This is a genomic window from Centipeda infelix ATCC 43532, from assembly GCF_000234095.1.
Classification (GTDB): domain Bacteria; phylum Bacillota; class Negativicutes; order Selenomonadales; family Selenomonadaceae; genus Centipeda; species Centipeda infelix.
Genome location: NZ_JH376798.1, coordinates 546,585 through 569,305, shown reverse-complemented (window position 1 = coordinate 569,305; position 22,721 = coordinate 546,585). Strand labels below are relative to the sequence as shown.

16 protein-coding genes are annotated in these 22,721 nt (G+C 58.8%); 9 read left to right on the top strand and 7 right to left on the bottom strand.

All coding sequences use genetic code 11. The features are described 5' to 3' along the window. The first annotated feature begins 197 nt into the window (after nt 1–197). A complete protein-coding gene (locus tag HMPREF9334_RS05870) occupies nt 198–1,895 on the top strand; it encodes a DUF4127 family protein (RefSeq protein WP_006692567.1) in 1,698 nt (565 codons plus the stop codon). Nucleotides 1,896–1,941: 46 nt separating this feature from the next. Here HMPREF9334_RS05870 and HMPREF9334_RS05865 read toward each other — a convergent pair whose 3' ends face one another. Together HMPREF9334_RS05865 and HMPREF9334_RS05860 are read right to left on the bottom strand one after the other, a co-directional pair. Continuing rightward, on the bottom strand, nt 1,942–2,340 hold the full coding sequence (locus HMPREF9334_RS05865) for an ExbD/TolR family protein (RefSeq protein WP_006692566.1): 399 nt from the start codon (nt 2,338–2,340) through the stop codon (nt 1,942–1,944). Next, on the bottom strand, nt 2,337–3,026 hold the full coding sequence (locus tag HMPREF9334_RS05860) for a MotA/TolQ/ExbB proton channel family protein (protein ID WP_006692565.1): 690 nt from the start codon (nt 3,024–3,026) through the stop codon (nt 2,337–2,339). The genes HMPREF9334_RS05865 and HMPREF9334_RS05860 overlap by 4 nt, the downstream gene beginning before the upstream one ends. Before the next feature lie 195 nt (nt 3,027–3,221). Between HMPREF9334_RS05860 and HMPREF9334_RS05855 the strand changes: the two genes are divergently transcribed. The 5 genes from HMPREF9334_RS05855 to HMPREF9334_RS05835 are packed head-to-tail and all read left to right on the top strand — an operon-like array spanning nt 3,222 to nt 8,115. After that, on the top strand, nt 3,222–4,934 hold the full coding sequence (locus HMPREF9334_RS05855) for an ABC transporter ATP-binding protein/permease (protein WP_006692564.1): 1,713 nt from the start codon (nt 3,222–3,224) through the stop codon (nt 4,932–4,934). Further along, the gene (locus tag HMPREF9334_RS05850; protein ID WP_006692563.1) at nt 4,924–5,775 is read left to right on the top strand and encodes an N-acetylmuramoyl-L-alanine amidase; all 852 of its coding nucleotides are present in this window, start codon (nt 4,924–4,926) and stop codon (nt 5,773–5,775) included. The genes HMPREF9334_RS05855 and HMPREF9334_RS05850 overlap by 11 nt, the downstream gene beginning before the upstream one ends. Nucleotides 5,776–5,795: 20 nt before the next feature. After that, on the top strand, nt 5,796–6,143 hold the full coding sequence (locus HMPREF9334_RS05845; RefSeq protein ID WP_006692562.1) for a hypothetical protein: 348 nt from the start codon (nt 5,796–5,798) through the stop codon (nt 6,141–6,143). A 14-nt stretch (nt 6,144–6,157) separates the two neighbouring features. Next, nucleotides 6,158–6,883, top strand: a complete 726-nt coding sequence (locus HMPREF9334_RS05840; protein ID WP_006692561.1) for a TVP38/TMEM64 family protein — start codon at nt 6,158–6,160, stop codon at nt 6,881–6,883. Continuing rightward, nucleotides 6,880–8,115: a metallophosphoesterase family protein gene (locus tag HMPREF9334_RS05835; RefSeq protein ID WP_006692560.1), complete on the top strand. Its 1,236-nt coding sequence runs from the start codon at nt 6,880–6,882 to the stop codon at nt 8,113–8,115. Before HMPREF9334_RS05840 ends, HMPREF9334_RS05835 begins: the two co-directional genes overlap by 4 nt. Before the next feature lie 245 nt (nt 8,116–8,360). On the opposite strand, the gene HMPREF9334_RS05830 is transcribed toward HMPREF9334_RS05835, so the two are convergent. The 4 genes from HMPREF9334_RS05830 to HMPREF9334_RS05815 are packed head-to-tail and all read right to left on the bottom strand — an operon-like array spanning nt 8,361 to nt 17,315. Beyond that, nucleotides 8,361–10,001, bottom strand: a complete 1,641-nt coding sequence (locus tag HMPREF9334_RS05830) for a ShlB/FhaC/HecB family hemolysin secretion/activation protein (protein WP_006692559.1) — start codon at nt 9,999–10,001, stop codon at nt 8,361–8,363. 49 nt (nt 10,002–10,050) lie between these two features. Next, nucleotides 10,051–14,178: a YDG domain-containing protein gene (locus HMPREF9334_RS05825; protein ID WP_006692558.1), complete on the bottom strand. Its 4,128-nt coding sequence runs from the start codon at nt 14,176–14,178 to the stop codon at nt 10,051–10,053. 36 nt (nt 14,179–14,214) lie between these two features. Continuing rightward, nucleotides 14,215–16,350: an autotransporter outer membrane beta-barrel domain-containing protein gene (locus tag HMPREF9334_RS05820; protein ID WP_006692557.1), complete on the bottom strand. Its 2,136-nt coding sequence runs from the start codon at nt 16,348–16,350 to the stop codon at nt 14,215–14,217. A gap of 2 nt (nt 16,351–16,352) precedes the next feature. Then, entirely contained in the window at nt 16,353–17,315 is a 963-nt protein-coding gene (locus tag HMPREF9334_RS05815; protein ID WP_006692556.1) for a glycosyltransferase family 8 protein, read from the bottom strand. A gap of 189 nt (nt 17,316–17,504) precedes the next feature. Here HMPREF9334_RS05815 and HMPREF9334_RS05810 point away from each other — a divergent pair, with 189 nt between their 5' ends. Genes HMPREF9334_RS05810 through HMPREF9334_RS05800 form a run of 3 tightly spaced genes read left to right on the top strand, consistent with a single transcriptional unit; the run spans nt 17,505 to nt 20,510 of the window. Then, a complete protein-coding gene (locus HMPREF9334_RS05810; protein WP_006692555.1) occupies nt 17,505–18,233 on the top strand; it encodes a LytR/AlgR family response regulator transcription factor in 729 nt (242 codons plus the stop codon). A 10-nt stretch (nt 18,234–18,243) separates the two neighbouring features. Further along, nucleotides 18,244–19,644: a GHKL domain-containing protein gene (locus tag HMPREF9334_RS05805; protein ID WP_039957322.1), complete on the top strand. Its 1,401-nt coding sequence runs from the start codon at nt 18,244–18,246 to the stop codon at nt 19,642–19,644. Beyond that, complete coding sequence (locus HMPREF9334_RS05800) at nt 19,641–20,510, top strand: hypothetical protein (RefSeq protein WP_006692553.1); 870 nt, start codon at nt 19,641–19,643, stop codon at nt 20,508–20,510. The genes HMPREF9334_RS05805 and HMPREF9334_RS05800 overlap by 4 nt, the downstream gene beginning before the upstream one ends. 45 nt (nt 20,511–20,555) lie before the next feature. Here the strand turns inward: HMPREF9334_RS05800 and HMPREF9334_RS05795 are convergent, their stop codons facing one another. Next, on the bottom strand, nt 20,556–22,472 hold the full coding sequence (locus HMPREF9334_RS05795) for a TRAP transporter permease (protein ID WP_006692552.1): 1,917 nt from the start codon (nt 22,470–22,472) through the stop codon (nt 20,556–20,558). Nucleotides 22,473–22,721 lie beyond the last annotated feature (249 nt).

Genomic DNA, 22,721 nt, shown 5'->3' with positions numbered 1-22,721 from the left:
GGTCATGAAACAAAGCATCTTCTTTTGCTGTGGTCACATTTTACCATGCACTGCGTATGATTTTATGCATTTTTCCCTGCACTTTTTCACGGGGAAAATCAATTCGACAGCAAACATGGGATTGCGGAACAGAACAGTATCCAGTAAAATACTTCTGATGGAAACGATTGACGCAACAAAAGAGAGAAGGCTGCCGTATGCGAAAGGATTTCGGGATTGTCGCCGCTTTTCTTATGCTCTTTCTCCTTCTCTTTCACTTCGTATTCCATCTGACACCTGTCGGTGAGTGGCGCACGCTGTCCGCTGCGACGGAAATGGAGCATGATGCGGGGAAGCGACCGATTCTCCTGGTGCCGCTCGACTCGCGTCCGCCGTGCCGAGAGTTTGTCATAAACGGCGGGAAGATCATCGGGCGCGAAATTGTAACGCCGCCGACGGAGTATATGGACTACTATTCAAAGCCTGGCGAGACAACGGAGATGCGCCGTTGGCTTGCAGAGAATATGGAAAACGCCGACGCTGTCATCCTCTCGGTCGATCAGCTGCTCTCGGGGGGGCTGCTTGCGGCACGTGAGGCACATATTTCTCATGCCGATATTGACGCGCTTGCCACATATCTGCACACGCTGCACACGGCGCACCCGAATGTGCCCCTGCACGCGTTTTACATCCTGCCGCGTGCGATTCCGCAGGACGGGATCGATGGCTGGCGCGAGCGACGCACCCTGCTCGCCTATGCACGTCTCCTCGGACGCGCGGGTGAGGGGCTGCCCGTCGATGAGGACGAGATGGAGAGGCTGCGCGGAGAGTTCCCCCCCGATGATCTGAAAAAGTATCTCGCGCACTTCGACGAGAGCACGGCACTCGCCTCCATGCTCATCGAGCTCACGGAGGAGGGGGTGCTCACGCGCCTCATCCTCGGGCAGGACGACGGCGAGGAGTACTCCGTCGGCAATCTGAAAAAAAAGGAGCTTGCCGCCCTGCTTGCAAAAAAAAACATCGCCCAAGAGCGGGCGATGATCGTGCACGGCGCGGACGAGATCGCGCTTTCCATGCTTGCACGGCTCTCCGTGGATGAGCTAGGTGCACGCGGCGGCACAGCTCCGCGCATCGCCCTGTGCTATGCGCGGGCGGATATGGCAGATATGATTTTCCCGTTTATGGCGGTCTCGAACGATGTGACGGCGCGGGAGAAGATTGCAATGCTTGGTGCAGTTCCCGCAGAGGATGACACGAGCAGCGACCTTACCCTCCTCATCTCTGCGGGGGACAGCGGTGCGGATACGCTCGGCACGCGTGCCCCCGCCGCAGCCGCCGTCAAGGATATGCTGGCAGCAGGGACACCCGCAGCCCTTGTCGATCTCTCGCGTCACTTCCATGCGGAGGAGACGCTGCTTCCGATTCTGGTGGAAAAGAATGTGCCCGTAAATGCACTCACGGCATATGCAGGATGGAACACGGCGAGCAACGCGATCGGCACGGCACTCGCGCAGGCTGTGCTCTATCACTGTGCTATCGAGAGGGCTGAAAACACGAAGGAGCGTGCGCGTGCCGCCTATGCAAATCTCGCGTTTCTCACGGGACGCATCGCAGAGGACGAATTTTATCTGAAGGAGACGATCGACCGCGTCAACGATACACTCCGCAATGCGGGCTATCAGAACACGGCCGATCTCGACCTCACGCGCAACTGGCGCTGGGCAAACGATCTGCTCACGAACGATCTCAGCCGCCGCATCCGCAACTATGAGAACACTGCCGCATTTCGCACCCCGTTTGTGCAAAACAATATGCGGCTGCGTGCGGTACGGAGCAATATCACGGCATACTATCCGTGGCCGCGCACGTTTGAGATTCGGATGGAGACGCATCCGAATCTCGAAATATCCCCGTAATACAAAGACCGAAGCCGCAATGACTTCGGTCTTTTCATATACACATTCATTCCGCCGCAAGTCCGAATCGAGTGATCCCCTCTTTGCGGAACTTGTCCAGCAGCTCCATGACACCACTGTAGTTCAGATCCCCATCCGCGCGGACGACAACGGCGAAGCGCTGGTTCTTCTGGCTCTCGGCACGCGCACGGCGCAGGAGCGTCGCCTCGTCAATCTGCTTGTCCTCGAGCCAGAGCGAGCCGTCCTTGCGTACAGTGACGAGATAGGTCACGTTCAGCTGGGTCTGTGCCGTCTGCGCCTTCGGCAGATTCACATCCACGGTCTTCAGGTTCACCATGTAGAGCGTACTCATGATAAAGAACACGAGCAGGAAGAACATGATATCGATCATAGGGATAATCATGACCTCGGGCTTTTCAAATGCCCTTCTGTCGCGCAGTCTCATGCCTCATCACCTTCCGCCGTTCCTCCCGCATGCAGAGAGGTCTCGATCACGCCCTTGACCCCCGCTGCACCCGCCAGTTCTACGCGGTTGCTCTCAGCAGCGGAGAAGCACATCTCCATATCCGTGACAATATTCTCGATGCGCTGGGAAAAATACGCGTGTACCGAGAGGGCGATGATCGCAACACACAAGCCCATCGCTGTTGCAATCAGGGCCTCACCGACACCACCCGTAATGGCACTCGGTTCCCCCGCCTCGATGTTGAACACGCTGAACGTCGAGATCATACCGCTGATTGTACCGAGGAGTCCGAGCAGTGGTGCCATTGTGACAATGACGCTCAGATAGTACATACGGTTGCGCAGCTTCGAGAGCGCGATGCCCGACTGGATCTCCATGTAGGAGGACATCTTGCGCGAGTTCTTGCTGTTCTTCGAGATCGCACTGAACAGGATATCTGCAATCGCGCCGCGTTTTTCATCCGTCAGCGTGACAGCGTCCTTGTATCTGCCATTTGCGATATGCAGCATAAAATCATGTGCGAACGCACGCCCCGCATCCATGCGCGCGAAGTAGAACGCACGCTCAATGCCGATGAATACGACAAAGATCGATGCTGCGAGCAGGAAGTACATGACCAGCCCACCCTGCCGAAAAAATTCAAGCCCCTGTGCAATAAAATCCATTCTTCAATCTTTCCTTCCTTTTGAACCGCGATCATCCAAGCCATCCATCATAAATGCACTTATTCTACTACATATTTTTATTCCCGTCAACGATAACTGTTTTCATTATATCTTTCTTATCCCTGCCATACGTCTTGCAGACCATGAAAAAAAATACTATAATGAAAGCCGTTCTTTCATGAAGGAGGATGTGTTTTGAAGCTACCCCTCTTGCGCGGCTTCTGGCAGCTGTTCAAAGGATATTGGAGTTCGCCCGAAAAATGGAAGGCGCGCGGGCTGCTCACCTCGGTCATCGCGCTCAACCTTATCATGGTCTATCTGCTCGTGCGGATCAACGACTGGTACCGCGTCTTCTACGACGCGCTGCAGGCGTATGACTGGGCATCGTTCTGGCCGCTCATTGGTGAGTTCACGGGACTCGCGTTCATCTACATTGTCATTGCCGTCTACGCCGTCTATCTTCGTCAGATGCTGACGATCAACTGGCGCACATGGATGACGGAGCAATATCTCGCGCGCTGGATGCATGGGCAGGTCTACTACCGTCTGCAAGTCCTGCGCAGCGACACGGACAACCCCGATCAGCGCATCAGCGAGGACATCAACCAGTTCGTCGGCCTGACACTGACCCTCCTCGTCGGCATCCTCAAGCAACTGACGACGCTCGGAGCCTTCGCCGTCGTGCTCTGGAATCTCTCGGGCGCGATCACCGTCCCCGTCGGCGGCACAGAGTTTACCATCTACGGTTATATGTTCTGGTTGTCCCTCCTCTACTCGGGACTTGGCACATACTTCGTCCATCTCGTCGGGAAAAAACTCATCCGTTTGAATTTCGACCAGCAGCGCTATGAGGCGGACTTCCGTTTCAGCATGATGCGGGTGCGCGAAAACAGCGAGAGCATCGCATTCTATCGCGGTGAAATGGCAGAGGGCATCGGGTTCAAGGAGCGCTTTGCAAACGTCATCAAGAACTACTGGGGGCTCATGCGCCGCACGAAGCTGCTGAACTTCTACGTCAACGGCTACGGCCAGCTCGCAATCATCTTTCCGCTCATCATGGCAGCACCGCGCTACTACGCAGGTGAAATGGCACTCGGCGGACTCATGCAGACGATCTCGGCATTCGGGCGCGTGCAGGACGCACTCTCCTTCTTCGTCGAGTCCTATAGCTCGATCGCTGAGCTTGCTGCGGTTATCCAGCGACTTTCCGGCTTTACGGAACATATGGAGGAGTCCGCACGCGTCACAAGCGAAATTGCACGAAATGAGCACAGCGATGACATGCTCGCGCTGCAGCATCTGTCCATCCATCTGCCGGACGGTGTACCGCTCCTCACGTCGTGCACACTGCGCTTTGCGCACGGCAGTCATGTGCTCGTAACAGGCGCATCAGGTGCGGGAAAGAGCACCCTGCTCCGCGCACTCGCGGGCATCTGGCCGTACGGCAGCGGTACAATCGACCTGCCGCACGGGACGAAGCGTCTCTTCCTCCCCCAACGCCCCTATCTTGTCCTCGGCTCGCTGCGCCGCGCACTCTCCTATCCGCGCACAGCGGCGGCATCCGATGAGGAGATTGCACGCATCCTAAAGCTGGTCGGAATGGATCATTTCGCCGCACGGCTCGACGATGTGGACGACTGGAGCCGCATCCTCTCGCTCGGCGAACAGCAGCGGCTTGCCTTTGCCCGCATCCTGCTCATCCGCCCCGACTGGATCTTCCTCGACGAGGCGACATCTGCCCTCGATGAGGCACGCGAACACGCTCTTTATCAACTCTTATATCAGGAACTCCCCAACGCAAGCATCATCAGCGTCGGACATCGCTCGACCCTTTTTGCCCTTCATGACAGGGAGCTCCACCTATCAAACCAAACGTATACCTATCAGGAGATCCCCCATGAATCGTAGAGATTTTTTACGGCGTCTGGCGCTCATCGGCATCGGTGCCGCTGTCTTCCCCCTCTTCCCCTCCGCAGCGGAGGCATCATGGTACATACCATCCGTACTGCCGGGTGTCAGCATTCGTCCGACACATTTGAAGTTCAGATCGCTTGAAAACCGCTTTGTGACGGACTGTATCGTCGTTCATCACATCGGCATGCCAAACGATGACGATGTCGCAGCAGAAACCGTACATGAATGGCATTTGAATCAAGGGTGGGCAGGCATCGGCTATCACTTCCTCATCCGCAAAGACGGCACGATCGAGGAGGGTCGACCGCTCGGCACGATCGGTGCACATGTTTACGGCGAAAACAACCATACCGTTGGCATCAATCTCGCAGGCAATTTCGAGATCGGGGCTCCAACCGAGGCGCAGAAATCCTCAGCAGCGCATCTCATCGCCTCGCTCTGCACGATCTATCAGCTCGACCCACGGTGGCAGGGTACGGTCAAGGGACACCGTGACCTCAACGCGACCGCCTGTCCCGGCCGCTATCTCTACGCCCAGATGCCCGATATTGTCCAACAGGCACGTCTCTACTACGCATCCGAGGAGCTGCAAGCGGAGCGTCTGCGCATCGCGCAGCGTGAACGCGAGGCACAGGAAGCACAGCGTGCACGCATCCGCGCACAGATGGAGGAGACACAGCGCAGGAACGGCATGACACGCCCCTCACATCCGACACCGAGCAGCCCCAACCCGCCCGTGCAGCCCCCACCGGCAAAGCCGAACATCAAGCCGAGCAAACGCCCCGATCTGCCGAAACCAAATCCGAATCCCACACAACGGCGTATCGCAACATAACACACAGGAGGTGAAGAACGATGGGGTTTCACTACCGCTGGTTCGACCGCGATCAGGAGAAGGTCGATGAAATGGGCATTCCACTCACGCGTGCGCAGATCGACGCACGGGAACACGCCAAGGAACCCGAGCGCATCTTCTCACGCGGCGAGCAGACGGGCATTGTCCTCTCCTCGCTGATCTTTGCCTACGGCTGGACGGAGGGCGACCTTCCCCTCATCTTCTTCTGCCTTTCCTTCCTGATCTTCGAGCTGCGAAAAATTGTCGCACGATACTCCCGAACCTATGGAAAGAGCATCGCAAATGCCATGCAGGGGTTCAGCATTGCGCTGATTCTCGGTGCACTCACGCTGGTGCTGACCACCTAGGAGGTTCAATTTTCATGAAACAGCAAATGGGTATGGGCGTTTTGAAGGTCTGCGCCGCGCTGGCGATCGTCCTGCTCTTCGTCATCATTCACCTCCTCGCACCGGAGTTCCTGCCCGAGCTCTTTACGCTGCTCGCGAGCGGCGACATCCCGCAAACAGTCGAATACATCCGCTCATTTGGTGAGTGGGCAATCGTCTTTGCCTTTCTTCTCACCCTCTTTACGAACGCGCTCGGCTTTCCGCCTGCCATCATCTTCTCGACGGCAAATGTCATCCTCTTTGGCATTGTGCCCGGCATTATTCTCTCCTGCGTTGCGGAGACCGTCGGCGTAACGATTGCATTCGTCCTCATGCGCTTCTACTTTCGTGAGGCGGCAGAGAAAGCAATCGCAAAAAGCCCCTTTCTCTCCAAGATTGACCAGTACAGCGGCAGCAAGGGCTTTATTATCATGCTGATCGGGCGTATGGTGCCCTATTTCCCCTCCGCTCTCCTGAATGCCATCGGTGCACTCTCCTCCATACGTCTGCGCGAGTACGTGCTCGCGTCGCTCGTCGGTAAATTCCCGTCGACGGGCATCGAGGCGATCATCGGGCATGACATCATCATGCATCAGGAGGACAATACTCGCCTTATCATCGTCATCATTGTTGCCGGCATTCTCATCTATACTGCTATTCGCTACGAAAAGCGCCTGATGCATGCCGAAGCTGTCATACCGAAAAGGGAGAACAACAAATGACGCGCCGCTCCTTTTTGCAGTCCGCCGTCAAGACCATTCTCGCGATGGGCTTTGGCGGTCTCTTTTCGCCCCGCTCCGCTTTCGCTGCGGATGGCATTCAGCACCTTCGTCAGATGGTGACAGCACATCCTGCAAAGACGCGCATGATCCAGTGGGACAGCCCGCAGCAGCTCGAAAATGTACGCATTGAGCAGCGTGACAGCAAAGGGCACATGGATCGTACGATTCCCGCCTATACCTACCTCGCAATGGACGACGAAGTTCAGTTCATCTATCACGGTGAGATTCCTGCCACCGCAGGAAGTTTCTATCGTATCATACACACAGCGGGTGCGACGGATTGGATTCCGATCCTGCCGATACACGAGGACGGGCAGGTACGTGCCCTGCTCTTTTCGGACAGTCAGTGCGGCGAAAGCTACGAAGTGTGGGAGACAACCTATCAGACGGCATGGAAGCGGCATCCGAACGCCGACTGTGCCGCCATCGTCGGCGACCTCACGGACAACGGAGAATCGGCATGGCACTGGCGCAGCTTCTTCGAAGCAATGGAGCCAGGAACAGCGCTCGCGCGGCATCCCCATATCCCCGTCCTTGGCAATCACGAATACTACGGACTGCAGTGGACAGCGGTACCGCCCGTACGCTATCTGAAAACCTTCGCACTCCCCGACAATGCCAGCCGTGATTTTCGCGGACATTACTATTCCTTCGACATTGGTGCGGCGCATATCATTATCCTCGATACACAGTTCCTTGAAGCCGAGGAGCGCGGCAATGCTCTGAAAGCGGAACAGATGGACTGGCTCCGACGCGATGCTGCGGCAAGTGCAGCCCCGTGGAAGATCGTCCTCATGCATAAGGATATCCTAGCGTACGGCGACTATCAGCCCGAGCAGAATAGGAATGACGGCATCAGCGATGTCGGGCAGGTCTTTCTGGATGTATTCGACGAACTCGGTATCGATCTCGTCGTCTCAGGGCATGTCCATGCCTACCGCCGTCGCCGCATCCGTGCGCGGCAGACAGACGAACATGGCACACTATATCTTCTCGCAGGACCTGCGGGAAATCAGTACTTTGACGTTCGCCCTGAAAAGTTCGATATCGTCGCTGGGCCGAATCCTACACCGTCCAACTACCTCTATATGGAGGCAGATACACAGCATCTCCACATCCGCTGTGAAACTGTGAACGGGACGGTGCTCGATACGATTGACCTACACAAATAAAAGGGACTGTTGCACACAGTTAGAAAACTTCGTGCAACAGTCCCTTGTCATTATGCCAGCGGTATCGCTACAAGCGCCCCTTCCACCGCTTACGCGGTCCCCCTCCCCCGTGTCGCACGGGGGAGGCTAGGATTATGGCATCTTAGCTTCCCCCGTCGCAACGGGGGAAGTGGCGAGCGCAGCGAGTCGATAGGGGCGTTCGTGCACCCCCCCTTTTGTGTAAGGCACGGTATGAGAGAAGTGCTCTACCACACTTTGCCGACCATGAACCAGAGACGGTTCTTTGCCTTTGCCTCCTCGCTCGCGTTCCGCGCGAGGCCGATGCGCCGCGCCCAATCGAGCCGCAGGAAGTAGTCGCCGGGGCGACTGTAACTGACACCGATGCCCCAGCCGCTGAGTGTCGTGCCGCCATCCACGCCGTCATGCGCGTATACCACATGCCCCGTGTCATAGTAGGTGCTGAGATCGAGATGCGGGATGCCCGTCCGATAGACCAGCTCCGCACTCGCGAGATAGCCGCTGTCGCCCGAGCCCTCGCCCTGCGGGTAGGCACGCACGCCATTTGCCCCGCCGAGGTAGATCTCCTCCGAACTGTCGAGGTTGTCCCCCGCCGCCTGGAACTGTGTCTTGAGGTTCAGATGGAAACGTCCGCCGAGTTCCTGCCGCACGCCGAGATTCAGCACGCCCTTGGTAAAGCTGCCCTCTGTCCCCGCACGCCGCATCTGCCGCTCTGCCATCGCCGAGTCGGACGCAATCGTGCCATGATAGGCGGTGAGGTCGTAGGTCAGACGCGTGCGCGGGCGGACCATCTCGCCGCGTACACCGATATGCGCGGCACTGCTGTGCTTTTCGAGTGTCATGCCGACGTTCTTGTACTCGTCCTCGAGTTTTCGCCAGTCCCATCCGTAGGTGAGACTGACGCTGTCCCGCGCGGTGCGCAGGAGCGGCGATGTGCCAAAGAGACTCACGGTGTCGGCGTGTCCTGCTGCGCCAAGGCGGCGAAATGCGCCCGAAAGCTCGTAGTCCATGCGGCTGACACCGAGGCCGAGCACGGTGCCGCCCACGCCGACGGGGCGGGTATAGGTGACGCTGTAGTTGCGGAGGTCTTCGTTCGAGAGCATCGCGGCAAGGCTCAGCCGATCGCCGCTGCGGGTGAGGTTCGACAGGCTCGCCTGTGCGCCGTAGCGGTAACGTCCTGATGTCTTGCTGCCGTAGTTCTCACTGTAGAGGACGAAGCTCTGCCGCTTGCCGTCCCGCACGCGGATGGTGAGGTCGCTCGTGCCAAAGTCCGCGCCGGGCGAGAGCAGTCCCGCCGCTTCGATGCCGCCGAGGGCGGCGATGTTGTACAGAGCCTTTTCAAGCCGTCGTCCCTCGATGGGTGCGCCCGTATGGAGCGCGTGGGCGAGGCGGCGGATCTGTCCGTCGTCGATGGCGGCACTACTGTCGATCGTGATTTTCCCATAGCGTCCCGCGAGAATGCGGATCTCAAGTGCGCCCTCCGCATTCGTCTGCGGCGGGAGATAGGCGGCAGCGGCGGGATAGCCGTGGCTGCGTGCGTACCGGGTGAGCTCTGCGAGAAGCGCGTTGATGTCGGCTTCGGAGAGCGTGCGGCGAAGGTACGGTGCCGTCCTTTCATCGAGCGCAGCAGCGGAGAGCTGCGTGCCGTCCTGCTCGACGTCGATGCGCATGAGGCGAAAGGCTGCCGCTGTACTGCCGCCGCCTGCGGTCGGCAGGCTGCTTTCGAGGGCGTTTTCTTGTACCTTTTCGGGCAGATACGCATCGGACTGCGGCAAATTCGTCGCTGCAAAGGCTGTGCTCGGCAGGAGAAGCACCGCTGCGAGGGGCACGGCAAGTCCAAAGCGCGCGTGTTTTTCTTTTATCTTCAACGGAAAGACTCCTTTTCACAAAGATTTAACGAAGCACGAATACGCACCATCAAAGACGCAACCCCTGAATTTCGAAGGCATGTTCCGCATCGAAGCGATAGATGCCGAGCGTTGCCGTGGGGATGGGACGCGGCAAGCCGAATACATAGACCTCCTGCCCGAAGCCCATATCAAAGCGCGGCGCGGCATCCTGCACGAGTGCGGCAAGGATGCCGCCTGCCATGGGCGCGGCGATGTTGAATGCACGCGCATTGCCCGCCGCCTGCGTAATGCGGTAGTTGCCGACGACACCGTCACTCGTGCTGCCGACGCGCCCTATGATGTCGTAGCTGCCCGGCGTATCGGTATTCGTCAGCGTCGTGCCAAATGTGATGCCGTCCGCACCGAATACGCGCTCGTCCTCACCGTCGGCGAAGCCCTCCGCGCGTCCCGTGAAGGAGGGCAGCGGCGCGCCCTGCACAATGCTCTGCGGCGCGGCGCTGAGCGTCAGCGTGCGCGGCGTGATTGTGCCTGTGCCCGTGAGCGTCGCCGTATTCAGACGATAGTTGCCCGCGCCCGCACCCGTGAGGGTCAGCCCCGTGTAGGTGACCGCGTGTGTGCCGACGTTCTTGTCCGCATAGTTGCCCGTGCCTGTGCTCGTGACCGTGATGCCCGCGCCCTCGCCGTCCACAAAGTTCGAGAGGGTATAGTTCTCGCCCTTTTTCAACGCGTCGCCCGCATTCCGCGTGCCGTCGTATACCTTGTCAAAGGTCTGCCCCGCCACAGCGCCGAGCGTCAGTGTGCGCTGCGCGATCGTGCCCGTGCCCGTGAGCGTGGTCTTGTTCAGCGTGTAGTTGGTCGCGCCCGTGCCCGTGAGCGTGAGGTTCTTGAAGGTTACTTCCTTGTCTGTCCTCGCGTCTTTGCCCGCCGTATACGTACCCGTGGCAGATGCCAGTGCGAGATGGTCGCCCTCCGTGCCGACAAAGCCCGTGAGGGTATAGTTCGTCCCCTTTGTGAGGGACTGCGTCACGTTTGCATTGCCGTCGTAGGTCTTGTCAAAGCGTGCGCCGCCCGCGAGCGCGAGATTCAGCTGCTTCGCCGTAATCCTGCCCGCCCCCTGCGCTGTCGTCGCGGCGAGACTATAGTTCCCCGCACCCGTGCCTGTGAGCGCAACGCCCGTATAGCCCACGGCATTTGCCGCCGCGACGTTCTTGTCGTTGTACGATGCGCCCGCAGCAGTCGCTGTGACAAGGTTCTCCTCGCCCGCGACGACATTGCCGAGCGTCGCATGGAACTTCGACGTGTCTGCGGCGGTCGTGCCGTCGTAGGTCTTACTCTGCGCCGCAACGGTATCAACGGTCAGCGCACGCCGCGTGATCGTCCCTGCGCCCTGCGCCGTGGTCGCGGCGAGCGTGTAGTTCCCCGCCTCCGCACCTGCGAGGGCGACGCCCGTGTAGTCAATGCGATTTGCCGCAGCGACATTCTTACTGTTGTAGGTCGCACCCGTGGCGGTCGCCTTCACGCTGTTCTCCTCACCCGCGACGACATTGTTCAGTGCCGCATGGAACTTCGACGTGTCTGCGGCTGTATTGCCGTCGTAGGTCTTACTCTGCGACGCGACTGCGCCGAGGGTCAGCGCACGCTTTGTGATTGTGCCGATGCCCGTGAGCGTGGTCTTGTTCAGCGTGTAGTTGCCCGCGCCCGTGCCTGTGAGCGTCAGCCCGTTAAACGTGACGGCTTTGTCTGCGGCGGCATTCTTGTCGCTGTATGTGCCTGTAGAAGAACCGAGTGCGATGCCATTGCCCTCGCCCGTGACAAAGCCCGTGAGGGTATAGTTCGTCCCCTTCGTGAGCGACTGCGTGACGTTTGCATTGCCGTCGTAGGTCTTATTAAAGCGCGTGCCGCCCACGAGGTCGAGCGTCAGCTGCTTCGGCGTGATTGTCCCCACGCCCCGCGCCTTTTTGATGGTATAGTTCTTCGCACCTGTGCCTGTGAGCGCGAGATTTTGGAACGTCACTTCCTTATCCCTGCCTGCGTTCTTGTCCGCATACTTGCCCGTGACAGCACCCGCCAGTTCGACATCTGAGCCATCGCCCGCGACAAAACCCCCAAGATTATAGTGCTGCCCCTTCGTGAGCGTCCGCGTGACGGTATCTCGCCCCCCGTCATAGGTCTTGTCAAAGCGCGTGCCGTTCGTAAAGCCGAGTGTCAGCTCCTTCGGCTTGACCGTGTACGCGCCGCCGATGATGTCATACTGCTCGCTGTAGGCATGATATGTGCCGGCATCCTTCCCTGCCGTCCATGTGATACCGGGGGCGAGACCCGCAATCGTCGGAGTCGTGCCGTCGTAGACCTGCTCGCGGTTTGCAAGATGCTTTGTCCGGAGGAATGCCTTGAGCAGCGGCATGGTCTTGCCGTCGTAGATGCGCCACGGCGCACCCTTGCCGCCCTCGGTTGCAACGTCACTGCCCCATTCCGCGTATGTCGCTGCCTTCTTCATATCGTCCAGACTGTGCTCTTTGACATCGCGCACTGTAGTATTTCCCATCTCTTTGCCGACGCCCTTCCGGATCAGAGCACCGTTCCCATCCTTTACACTGCCCTCCTTCCATACGGCATGGCTGAGCGTGTCACCGTTCAAAAGGCCCACAACGCCGCCGACTTGCGAATCCGTCTGTCCCGCTCGTTGCTCCACGTCTCCCGTCTGCACGGCGTTCTGAACGCTGCTCTCATCTACCGCGCCCGCAATGCCGCCGAGTATCTCATTTCCTATGACCTTGCCCGCATTCCGGACGTTCTGAACGGTGACGCTGCTAAACGCATATCCCACAATGCCGCCGACAACACGGTTCCCTTCGACTGTGCCCTCATGGTAGGCGTTCTCAATGATACTTCCGCTTTGTTCTAGCGTTCCCACAATGCCGCCGACCATGCTACCGCCATGAACCTTACCGCTGAAGGAGACGTTCCGTATGGTAGACCATCTTGCAGTTCCCACAATGCCGCCGACATCCTTCACTCCCGACACGGAGGCGTCCTTCAGGGAGACATTCTCGATGACTGCACCATGATTGATGTATGCGAACATCCCGCGAGAATACTCCCCATGAGTATCGGTCGGTGGCTTAATGGTAAGCCCCGTGATCGTGTGCCCTACACCGTCAAATCGTCCCGTAAAGGCCCCCATGCTATTATCAGAACTGCCAATCGGCTGAAAGCCCCCATCCCAGTCCTGTGTCTCACTTGCCGCGATGTCATTCGCGAGCATATATCTGCCGATAATCTTCTTATCCGACCCGGTAACCGCTGCATTCACCCGATTCGCGTCCATGTGCTGCAGCTCGTAGACATCATGCACGCGCATATAGTCATAGTCCGTATGCGCATCGGTGCCGTTCAACTTTTTGACATCCCATCCGCGCGATTTTGCAGATGCGGCATGATGCGCGACAGTCGTGCTCGCATAGTCGGAGACCGTCTTCGAGGAAGTTCCGCCGTTTATGGTGAAGTTCCTCGTGATTTTATTGCCGACATCGTAGCCGATATGCGGCGTTTCTTCACTACGAATGGTGACGTTCGTCCCCGTAAGCGGCGCATTGCCCGCCATGTTCTTCACATCATCCGTGTTGAGGACTTTGACGTTCTTGCCCTCAATGTAGAGTTTGCTCGCCTTTACCGTACCGAGGTTCAGCACATCGCCCATCTGTGCGGTCGCGGAGAGCGGGCTTGTGCCGTTTGCCTTGAATGTGTTCGTCGCTGTGGCAATGTCGGCAGGATTCGCCGTCGAGAGGTAGAGTGCGCCCGTATTGACCTGCGAATCCTTAGCGAAGAGAATGCCGTGCGGGTTCACAAGGTAGACGTTCCTGCCGCCCTCGATCGTGCCGTAGATGTTCGACGCGCCCTCGCCCGTGACGAGGTTCAGATAGTCGCGCGTCTGACTGCCGCCGTCAAAGCGTACCTTCTCGCCCGAGTCGATGGAGAAGTCCTCCCAGCGGAGGATATTGTGCGCGGTCTTGCCCGTGATGTCCATGACCGTGCCGCTCGTGGAGATGTCTGCCTCGGTCTTGTTCGTCGCTGCGTTCGCGCCCTCGATGGGGAGAGCATACGCGTGCGGCGCGGCAAAGGGGGCGGCGACGATGCCTGCAAAGAGCGCACAGAGGAGCGTGCGGCGCAGCTGTTTGTTCGATGCTGATTTCATTTTGCTTCGACCTTTCTTGTTTCAAAAAGTATACGATTAGAACTCGATGCGCACGCCGAGATTCGCCTTCCATTTCTCACGAATGGCATCCGCGCCCGCCGTACGGCTGAGCTCACCATAGAGATCCGCTCTGCCGACGCGCCGCGCAAAGCCTACGCCGTACTCGAAATAGCTGTCCCGTGCCGTGTAGCTGCGGTCAATGGAGGTCGATCCATACTGCGCCCGCATATGGAGATCGCCCTTGAACTCGCGCAGATAGCCGAGTTTCAGATAGACCGTGCCGTGCTCGTCCTCGCAGCCAATCTGCGTGCCGATGCGCCCGACGAGTGTGGTGACGGCATCGTTTGCGATGTGAGCCCCCGGCAAAGAACCTGCGCGCATCGTATAGTCTGCCGCGCCGATGCGTCCATAGTTCAGCTCGACCTGTGGTGTCCAGTAGAAATGCGGGTTGATAGCTATGCGGTGTCCGTATTCGACGGAGATGTTCCAGCCGTTCACGCCGTAGCCGCCCGTGTATGCCGTACCGTCAAAGACGGCGGTTGCATCGTTCGTCATGCGTCCGTATTTCACGATCGCGTCAAGATAATCGCCGCGTTTGCCCATGTAGCTGCCGTACACACCGAAGAAGTGTGCACGATGGCTGCCGTCGAGGTCGCTGTTCCGTGCCGTGCCGCTCGATGTTGAGGCTGCAACCCCCATGAAGAGCGTGCCGTCCTTCAGCGGGGCTACGCGGTCGATGCCGACCTGTACGCCGCTGTAACGCCCCTCCGTAGGATAGCTGCCGAACTCCGTCCTGCCGCCATAGCCGCGCACCCACGCGCCGGATGCTCCGCCCGCACGCAGTCCGCCCATGCGCCGATGCAGGTCGTTGTTCTCGCCGCGCCATGCACTGAGCTGGGCGAGCGCCATATCCATGAGAAGGTCGGCGGTGCGCAGCGCGGGACCTGGTGTTGGCGGCGTCGGCGGTGGTGTCGGCGGCGTCGGCGGTGGTGTTGGCGGCGTCGGCGGTGGGGTTGGCGGCGTCGGCGGTGGGGTCGGATTTGCATCCGTTATCTCGACTTTCGTCACACGTACAATCTTCCTGCCGCCTTCCGTCGCCTCAACAACGGTCGGTTTGATCTTGAAATTCTTCGTCAGAAGTCCTGCCGCAACGGCTTTCTTTGCAGTATACTCCGGTGCCGTTACCGTGTCGCCCGTATTGTTGGAATCCAGTACGGGAATGCCGTCCGGCGCTGAGGGCGTGATCTCATAGTTTGTCTTATTTGCGGCGTCGTTCATCTTCGGGTCGAAGCCGATTTGCAGTTTGTACTGATTGCTCGTGCCGGTCACGCCGTTCAGCACGATCTTGTCCGCACGATTATGCGTGAGGTCGGTGGAGATGCGGAAGGTCGCACCATTAAGAGCCGTCCGCGCATTGTGGAATATCAGCGTGCGCTGTCCGGCGGCAATTCCGCGTGCTGCATTCGGCGCAGCAAACGCCATGTCGATGATGCCGCCGTTCGCCGAGAGGTGGAAGCCAAGCGGCTTGTTCTGATCCTCTGCCCAGTTCGCGCCCCCGTCCGTACTCGTCTCACCAAAATCCTGCGCATAGGGAGTGGGATTAAAGAGCGTATAGGCATCCCCCTTTGGATACCACGTCGCCCCATCCGAGAGTTCGAGACGCACGCCACCGCGTTGATGCAGAGCCTTACCGTCTAGATCTCTAATCCCGCCCGCAAAGTAGGACTCCGCTCCCTTCAGATAGAGATTGACATAGCCGCCTCTCTCAGAGGTGTTATCGGGTCTGCCCACGAGAATATCGCCGCGCAGCTCCACCTTGCTCGTTCTGTCAGGATTGACCGTCAGAATCCCCGTCCAGTCCTGTGTGCCATCCCCGTGACTGAGTGCCGCGAGGATATTGCCCGACGAATTTATAATCTTGACATTTCCCTTGAGGATTGCCGTACGATTCGCATGGCTTGACGTGGGAGTATCCTGATCGATGCCCTTCACGGTGATCGTATCGCCCGTTATCTCCACATCACGCGTCTCTGTCGTATCAGCGGTATAGGTCTGGGACGCGGTGATCGGTGCGGCGAGTGCCGTACTTGGCACAAACGCTGTGCCAAGTGTGAGTGCAAGGGCGATCTGTGCGCTAAGGCGCATCTGTTTGTTGTCTGCATTCGTCTTCATGTTCAATGCTCCTGTCCCGATTGATTGATCCTGCTCGTCTGTTCCAGATAGAACTCCATCAGCCGCTCCGCCGCCGCGTGAAAGTAATGCGCCGCCGCAGGGTAGTCCTCCGCCGCCTCGGCATGACAGCCCGCAAGGTAGGCGATGCGCGTCTCCCACGGCTCGGACGGTGTGAGACCGCGCCACGGCGAGTCTCGTACCACCTGCCAATAAGGCTCACGCACACGCGGATCGGCATAGCGAACCCACGGTTTCCCCTCGTTGAGAAAGTGCCAGATGGTATGCTCCGCCGCAAAGTCCACATCCCACGGCGCAAAGGCATCCATCAGCCGCACATGACGCTTTTCGAGTACGGCAAAATCCCCGTCCAGAACATAGTTGAGCGCGTCCTGTTCGAGGAGGGGGAACGAGGCGCCATGCGTGCGCCACGCATCGAGGACGCGTGCGGTCAGCTGCATGGAGCGCCACCGCGCGAGGTCGATGAGCATGACGCCCGCGTTGAAGTAGTCCGTCCCCCGCAGGCCGATGCGCTGTGCCTTGTGTCCGCCGTCGCCCTCACGGGCAGCAGCGAGCGGTGCCGTGCCGAGGTCGTGCGCATAGAGACCGGCGAGCCGCCCGACGCAGAGTGTATCGGCATCGAGATAGAGGATCCGCGTCAGCTCCTGCGGCACCAGCTCCGGCATGAGAATCCGAGTGAATACGCTGCGGTTGATCCGCTCATGCGGAATCCCATTGGGAAACGGAATGGCATCGAGTGCCGCGCGTGCGTCATAGATATGGACATCTGTCCTCGGAAAGGCGGCGCGAAATTCCTGCAGTCGTTCGATGTCCTCCTCCGCAATCCCATCACAAACAAGATGAAAGCCAATCTCCTCCCCCGCATTCTCTGCGGCAACGGAGGTCATGACGATGCCCGCGTATTTTACATAGCCGGTGTCTACGCCAAGCGCAATTTCATATGACATCATTTCCCTCTGTTTTACTGATACGAAAGAACTATATATACCATTATTATTTTCTCACATCTGAGAGAAATATCAACAAAGTTGGTCATAAACGACGAAAGTATGTCATGAACGCGAAAGCAGTCAAATTATACTTGCAATCCTTTTCTTATTTTCATAAAATATTTTATAAAGAAGGAGGCATATTCTATGAAGATTGCGGTGCTCGATGACAATCCGAACGATCTGCACACGCTCTGCACAACACTCGACACGATCTGTTCCGACCATATGCCGCGCCCTATGATTCGCGCGTTCACGGATGATAAGAAATTCCTTGCGCATATGTCCTCCGCGCGCGCCGACATTGTCTTTCTCGACATCTACCTGGGGGAGCGCACGGGCATCCGTACGGCGCAGATTCTGCGTTCATTCAATACGAACTGCGCGATCATCTTCGTGACGACGAGCCGCGAGCACGCGGTCGAGGCATTCGACGTGACGGCGGCGCACTATCTCATCAAGCCCGTGACGGAGGCAGGGGTGCGCGAGGCACTGTCGCGCACGCCGTTCTTCAAAAAGGATCGTCCTACCATCACGCTCACGATTGACTATACGGAGCAGCGAATCCCCATCGAAAACATTCGCTATGTCGATGCAGACGGACGCCGCTGCTCGTTTCATCTGACGGACGGCACGACACGCTCTCCCTATATGACGCTCGCCCGTGCACGGGAGCTGCTCGATGCCATGCCGATGTTCCTCGCCTGCCACCGCAGTCTGCTGGTGAATATGGACTATATACAGCAGCTGACTTCGGACGGCATCCTGCTGGCGGACGGCACACTCCTGCCGATTGCGACGCGCCGCAGCAGCGAGGTCGAGCACAGCTACCACGCCTATATGCTGCAGAAAATGCGTGCAGGATTTTCGTCATAGGAGGAACCCCATGCACGCATTTCCTATGCTCGAACTCATGCAGTATCCGCTTGCCGTGCCACTGGTAACGCTGCTGTATACGGCGGTTCACATTCTGCCCGTCAATCTGATCCGTCTCTATATCTTTCGCCGCTATCTACGTTTTGCTCCGCTGCCGATCATTGCGGGGCTGCTCCTGCTCACGGGGATCGAGGCGGTCATCCAGATTGAGGCGGTCACGGTATTTTCACGGCGCATCGCCTTTCCGTTTCTCTTTTTTATCTTCTTCTATCTGCTCGCGATGACGCGCGTGCCGATCGGCAAGCAGATCTGCATCCTCATCCCCCCGGGGCTGGTCTGGTTCGCCATGCAGACGGTGATCTATGCCGTGGAGGATGCTTATCCGCTCTTTGATGTGCCGTTCCTGCTCTCGGGGCTTTGCACGATTGCCTGTCTCCCCATCGCTGTGCCGCTTTTTCTGTACTATGGGCGCACAATTGCCTCACCGCTGCTTGCGGATGATTCCTTTGATTCGGTATGGACGCCGCTCGCGTGGCTGGGTATGCTGATTCTCGTGCTCACGATCCTGCTCTCGCCGTTCAATGATCTGCGGACACATACGGCACTCTTTGTGCGTCTGAGCGGGGCGGTCGGCGGTTTCTGCTGCATCGGTCTGGCTCTCTATGCCATGAATGCGCGGCTGCGGCAGCGCGAGCTGCGCGAACAGGTGGCACGCGAGGCGGAGATGGCGGAAATCACTCGCCAAAATGCAGCGCGGATGGAGGAAAATGCCCGCACGACACGCGCTTTTCGCATGCAGTTCACGGAGATGGTCACTGCGGCACAGGATATGCTCGCACGCGGGGACACGGCAGGCATCGAGCGGCTGATGGGCGATGCTGCGTCAGCAATCCAAACGCGCTACGCGCCCGTCTGTGCGAATGAGACGGTAAACATTCTCGTCGGCTATTGGCAGCCGGTCTTTGAACGGCTCGGCGTACAGCCGGCATACCGCATTGAGATTGGTGCGGAGAATCCGATTGACCCGCTCGATCTGACGGCAATCCTCGGCAATCTGCTCTGTAACGCCGCCGAGGCACTGGAGCGCCTCGCGCCCGATGCCCCGCGCATCCTGCAGCTCGCACTCATCCATCAGGGGGACACGCTCTTTCTGACGATGGACAACAGCTATGACGGAGCGCTGCGTTACGATGCAGAGGAGCACCTGCTCTCGTCCAAGCGCGGCTACACCGAGCGCGGCATCGGTATGGAGAGCATACGCGCGCATCTGGTGCACTATAACGGAACAATGGAGATTGCGGCGGAGGGTGCGCTCTTTGCTGTCTCGATTGTACTGCAAGCGACAGCGGAGCGTGCGGCAGATGGCACGCCGACACGGACGGATGGCTGCGAGGGAGGCGGCAGATCATGACCGACACAGAGATTCGGCTGCTGCACACGTTCGTGTGTGCACCGCCCTTTGACCTGCTCGTTTTCTATGTCTTTCGTAAGCGGCTGCGTTTTGCGCGGGGCTGCGTCCTTGTCGGCTATCTGCTCCTGCTCGTACTGACACAGTGTATTCAGATGACGGCGGGGCTGGATATGTCGCTGACTGCCCTCCTGTGCCGCCCGCTTGCCGTACTCTATATGATGGCGACGATCCATGACCGCCCGCTGCGCGTGCTCTCGATCGCCCTACTCGTCTATTCGCTGCCGATGCTTGCGGGGACGATTGGTGCGGCGGCGGAGCATTTCTTCGGTGCAGGACTGCCGCCGGGACTGTGGAAATGTCTTCTCATCCCCATGATGTTCCTCCTCGTCCTGCCCGCCGCGCTGCATACGATCCGCCACCTGCTCATGCCGATGCTGTCCGTTGATGATCGGCGGCTCTGGCTCTATCTCTGCGGCTATGAGGTGATTCTCGTCGCGCTCGCTGTCGCCGCGGATCCATCGGGGACATCGGTGCAGCCGACGATCATCGCTGCGCGGCTGCTGCTCCCGCTCGCCCTCATCCAATACCTGCGCGTATCGAATCTCCTCGCACGCTATACAGAGGAGGGCAACGCACTCCACACGCGGCAGCTCCATGAGCAGATGATCCGCAGTGCCGAGGAGGCGCGTTATCAAACGATGCTCGCCCTCTGGCGCAGCTCGCGCCGTATGCGCCACGATCTCAGACACCATATGACGATGATCGCGCAGCTCGCGCATGAGGGCAGCCGTACACGTCTTGCTGCGTATCTGGACGATCTCGCGGAGCAGTTCTCCGTGCAGAAGGCAGAACGGCACAGGCAATAAAAAAGACCGCCGAGCAAAATGCTCGAACGGTCAAAAGTCCGTGATTTATGCCGCTTTCTTTACGCGCGTATACTGCAGCGCAAGAATCGCGGCGAAGATGGCGCAGCCGATGAGGTCGGTTGTGCCGCCGGGCTTGATCATGAGCAGCCCCGCACCGACAAGCAGGGCGCGCTCATACAGGCGACAGTGATCGGCGAGAAAGCCGCAGAGTGCGGAACTGACGGCGACCATGCCGAGGAGAGCGGAGAGCGTCGCCATGACGAGGGTAAGCGGGGTCGCATCCACCATCAGAATGACGGGGGAGAGGACAAAGATGTACGGGATGATGAACGCTGCAACCGCGAGTTTCGACGCGTGCACCCCCGTCTTAAGCGCATTGCCCCCGCTGATGCCCGCCCCCGCATAAGCGGCGAGTGCGACGGGCGGGGTCACGTCCGCGATGATGCCGAAGTAGAACACAAACATGTGCGCCGCGAGGATGGGCACGCCCATCTGTACGAGGGCGGGTGCGGCGATGGTCGAGGTGATGACGTAGTTCGCCGTGGTCGGCACGCCCATACCGAGGACAATTGCCGTAATCATGGTGAAGAACATCGCGGGCAGGAGCATCCCACCCGCCATCTCGATAAGTCCGGAGGCAAGACGAAGCCCGACCCCTGTCTTGGTGACAACTCCGATGATGATACCCGCCGCCGCACAGGCGATGAGCACGCCGAGCACCGCCTTTGCACCGCGCTCCAGCCCGTAGATGATCTCAATCGGCTTCATGCGCGTGGATTTCCGCAGCATGGCACAGGCGATGGAGAGGACGATCGCGACGAGTGCCGCACGCATGGGCGTATAGCCCGAGACGAGGAGGTAGACGATGACGACAAGAGGGATCGCGAGATGCCCTCGCTCCTTGATGAGGGTCAGCGGATTCGGCAGTTCGTGACGCGGGATGCCCTTGAGCTGCTTCCTCTTTGCCTCGAAATGAACGCCGAGCCACACACCCGTGAAGTAGAGGAGGGCGGGGATCGCCGCAGCTTTTACCACCTCGATGTAAGACACTCCGACGAACTCCGCCATGAGGAATGCCGCCGCCCCCATGACGGGAGGCATGAGCTGTCCGCCCGTGGATGCCGCTGCCTCGACTGCACCTGCGAAGTTCGGATGATAGCCGAGCTTTTTCATCATCGGGATCGTGAGCGAACCCGTGCCGACGACGTTTGCAACGGAGCTGCCCGAGACCGTGCCCATCAGACCGCTCGAAAGCACAGCGACCTTCGCGGGTCCGCCGCTCGCCCAGCCCGCGACCGCATTCGCGAGGTCGATGAAGAACTTGCCGAGCCCCGTGCTCTCAAGGTATGCGCCAAAAAGGATGAATAGGAAGATGAACGTGGAGGACACGCCGAGCGGGATGCCAAAGATGCCCTCCGTCGTATAGTAGAGGTGACTGATGAGCTGTTCGAGCGACAGCCCTCTATGCGCGAGAACGCCCGGCATATAGGGGCCGAGGAAGGCATATGCAAGGAAACAGAGCACGACTGTCACCATCGGCAGCCCCACGACGCGCCGCGCCGCCTCAATGACGAGCAGAATGCCGATCCCGCCCACGACGATATCTGCCGTTGTGGCGGATCCGGCGCGGGTCACAAGTTCGCGGTACTGGAGGACAATGTAGGCGGGTGCTGCCGCACCGAGGACGGCAAAGAGCACATCGATCGGGTGGAAGAAGTGATCGCGCGTCCACGCACGACGGCAGGGATAGAGCAGATATGCGAGTGCAAGCCCAAAGCCAAGATGGACGGCACGCTGCAGCTGTGCATCGAGGATGCCGAACGTTGCCGTGTAGAGCTGAAAGATGGAGAATGTAATGGCAATGGCTGCGATGATTTTCTGTGGCAGCCCCGTGTAGTGGGCGGTGTTTGATTCGCGGTCGTATTTCTTGAGGACTGCTTCGGCAGTCTTGTGATCGGTCATAGAGAGGTTCACATCCTTTGAGGAAAATTTTATATACTTCACAAAAATGCTACAAAAGAAATAGGAGGCTGTTGCACAAAGTCATTCCGACTCGTGCAACAGCCTTTTGTGTGTCTTGTCCAGACGTTCAAAGCGCCCCTTCCACCATGCTGCGCATGGTCCCCCTCCCCCGTGTCGCACGGGGGAGGCTCTGCATTACGGCATATTAGCTTCCCCCGTCGAAACGGGGGAAGTGGCGAGCTTGCGAGC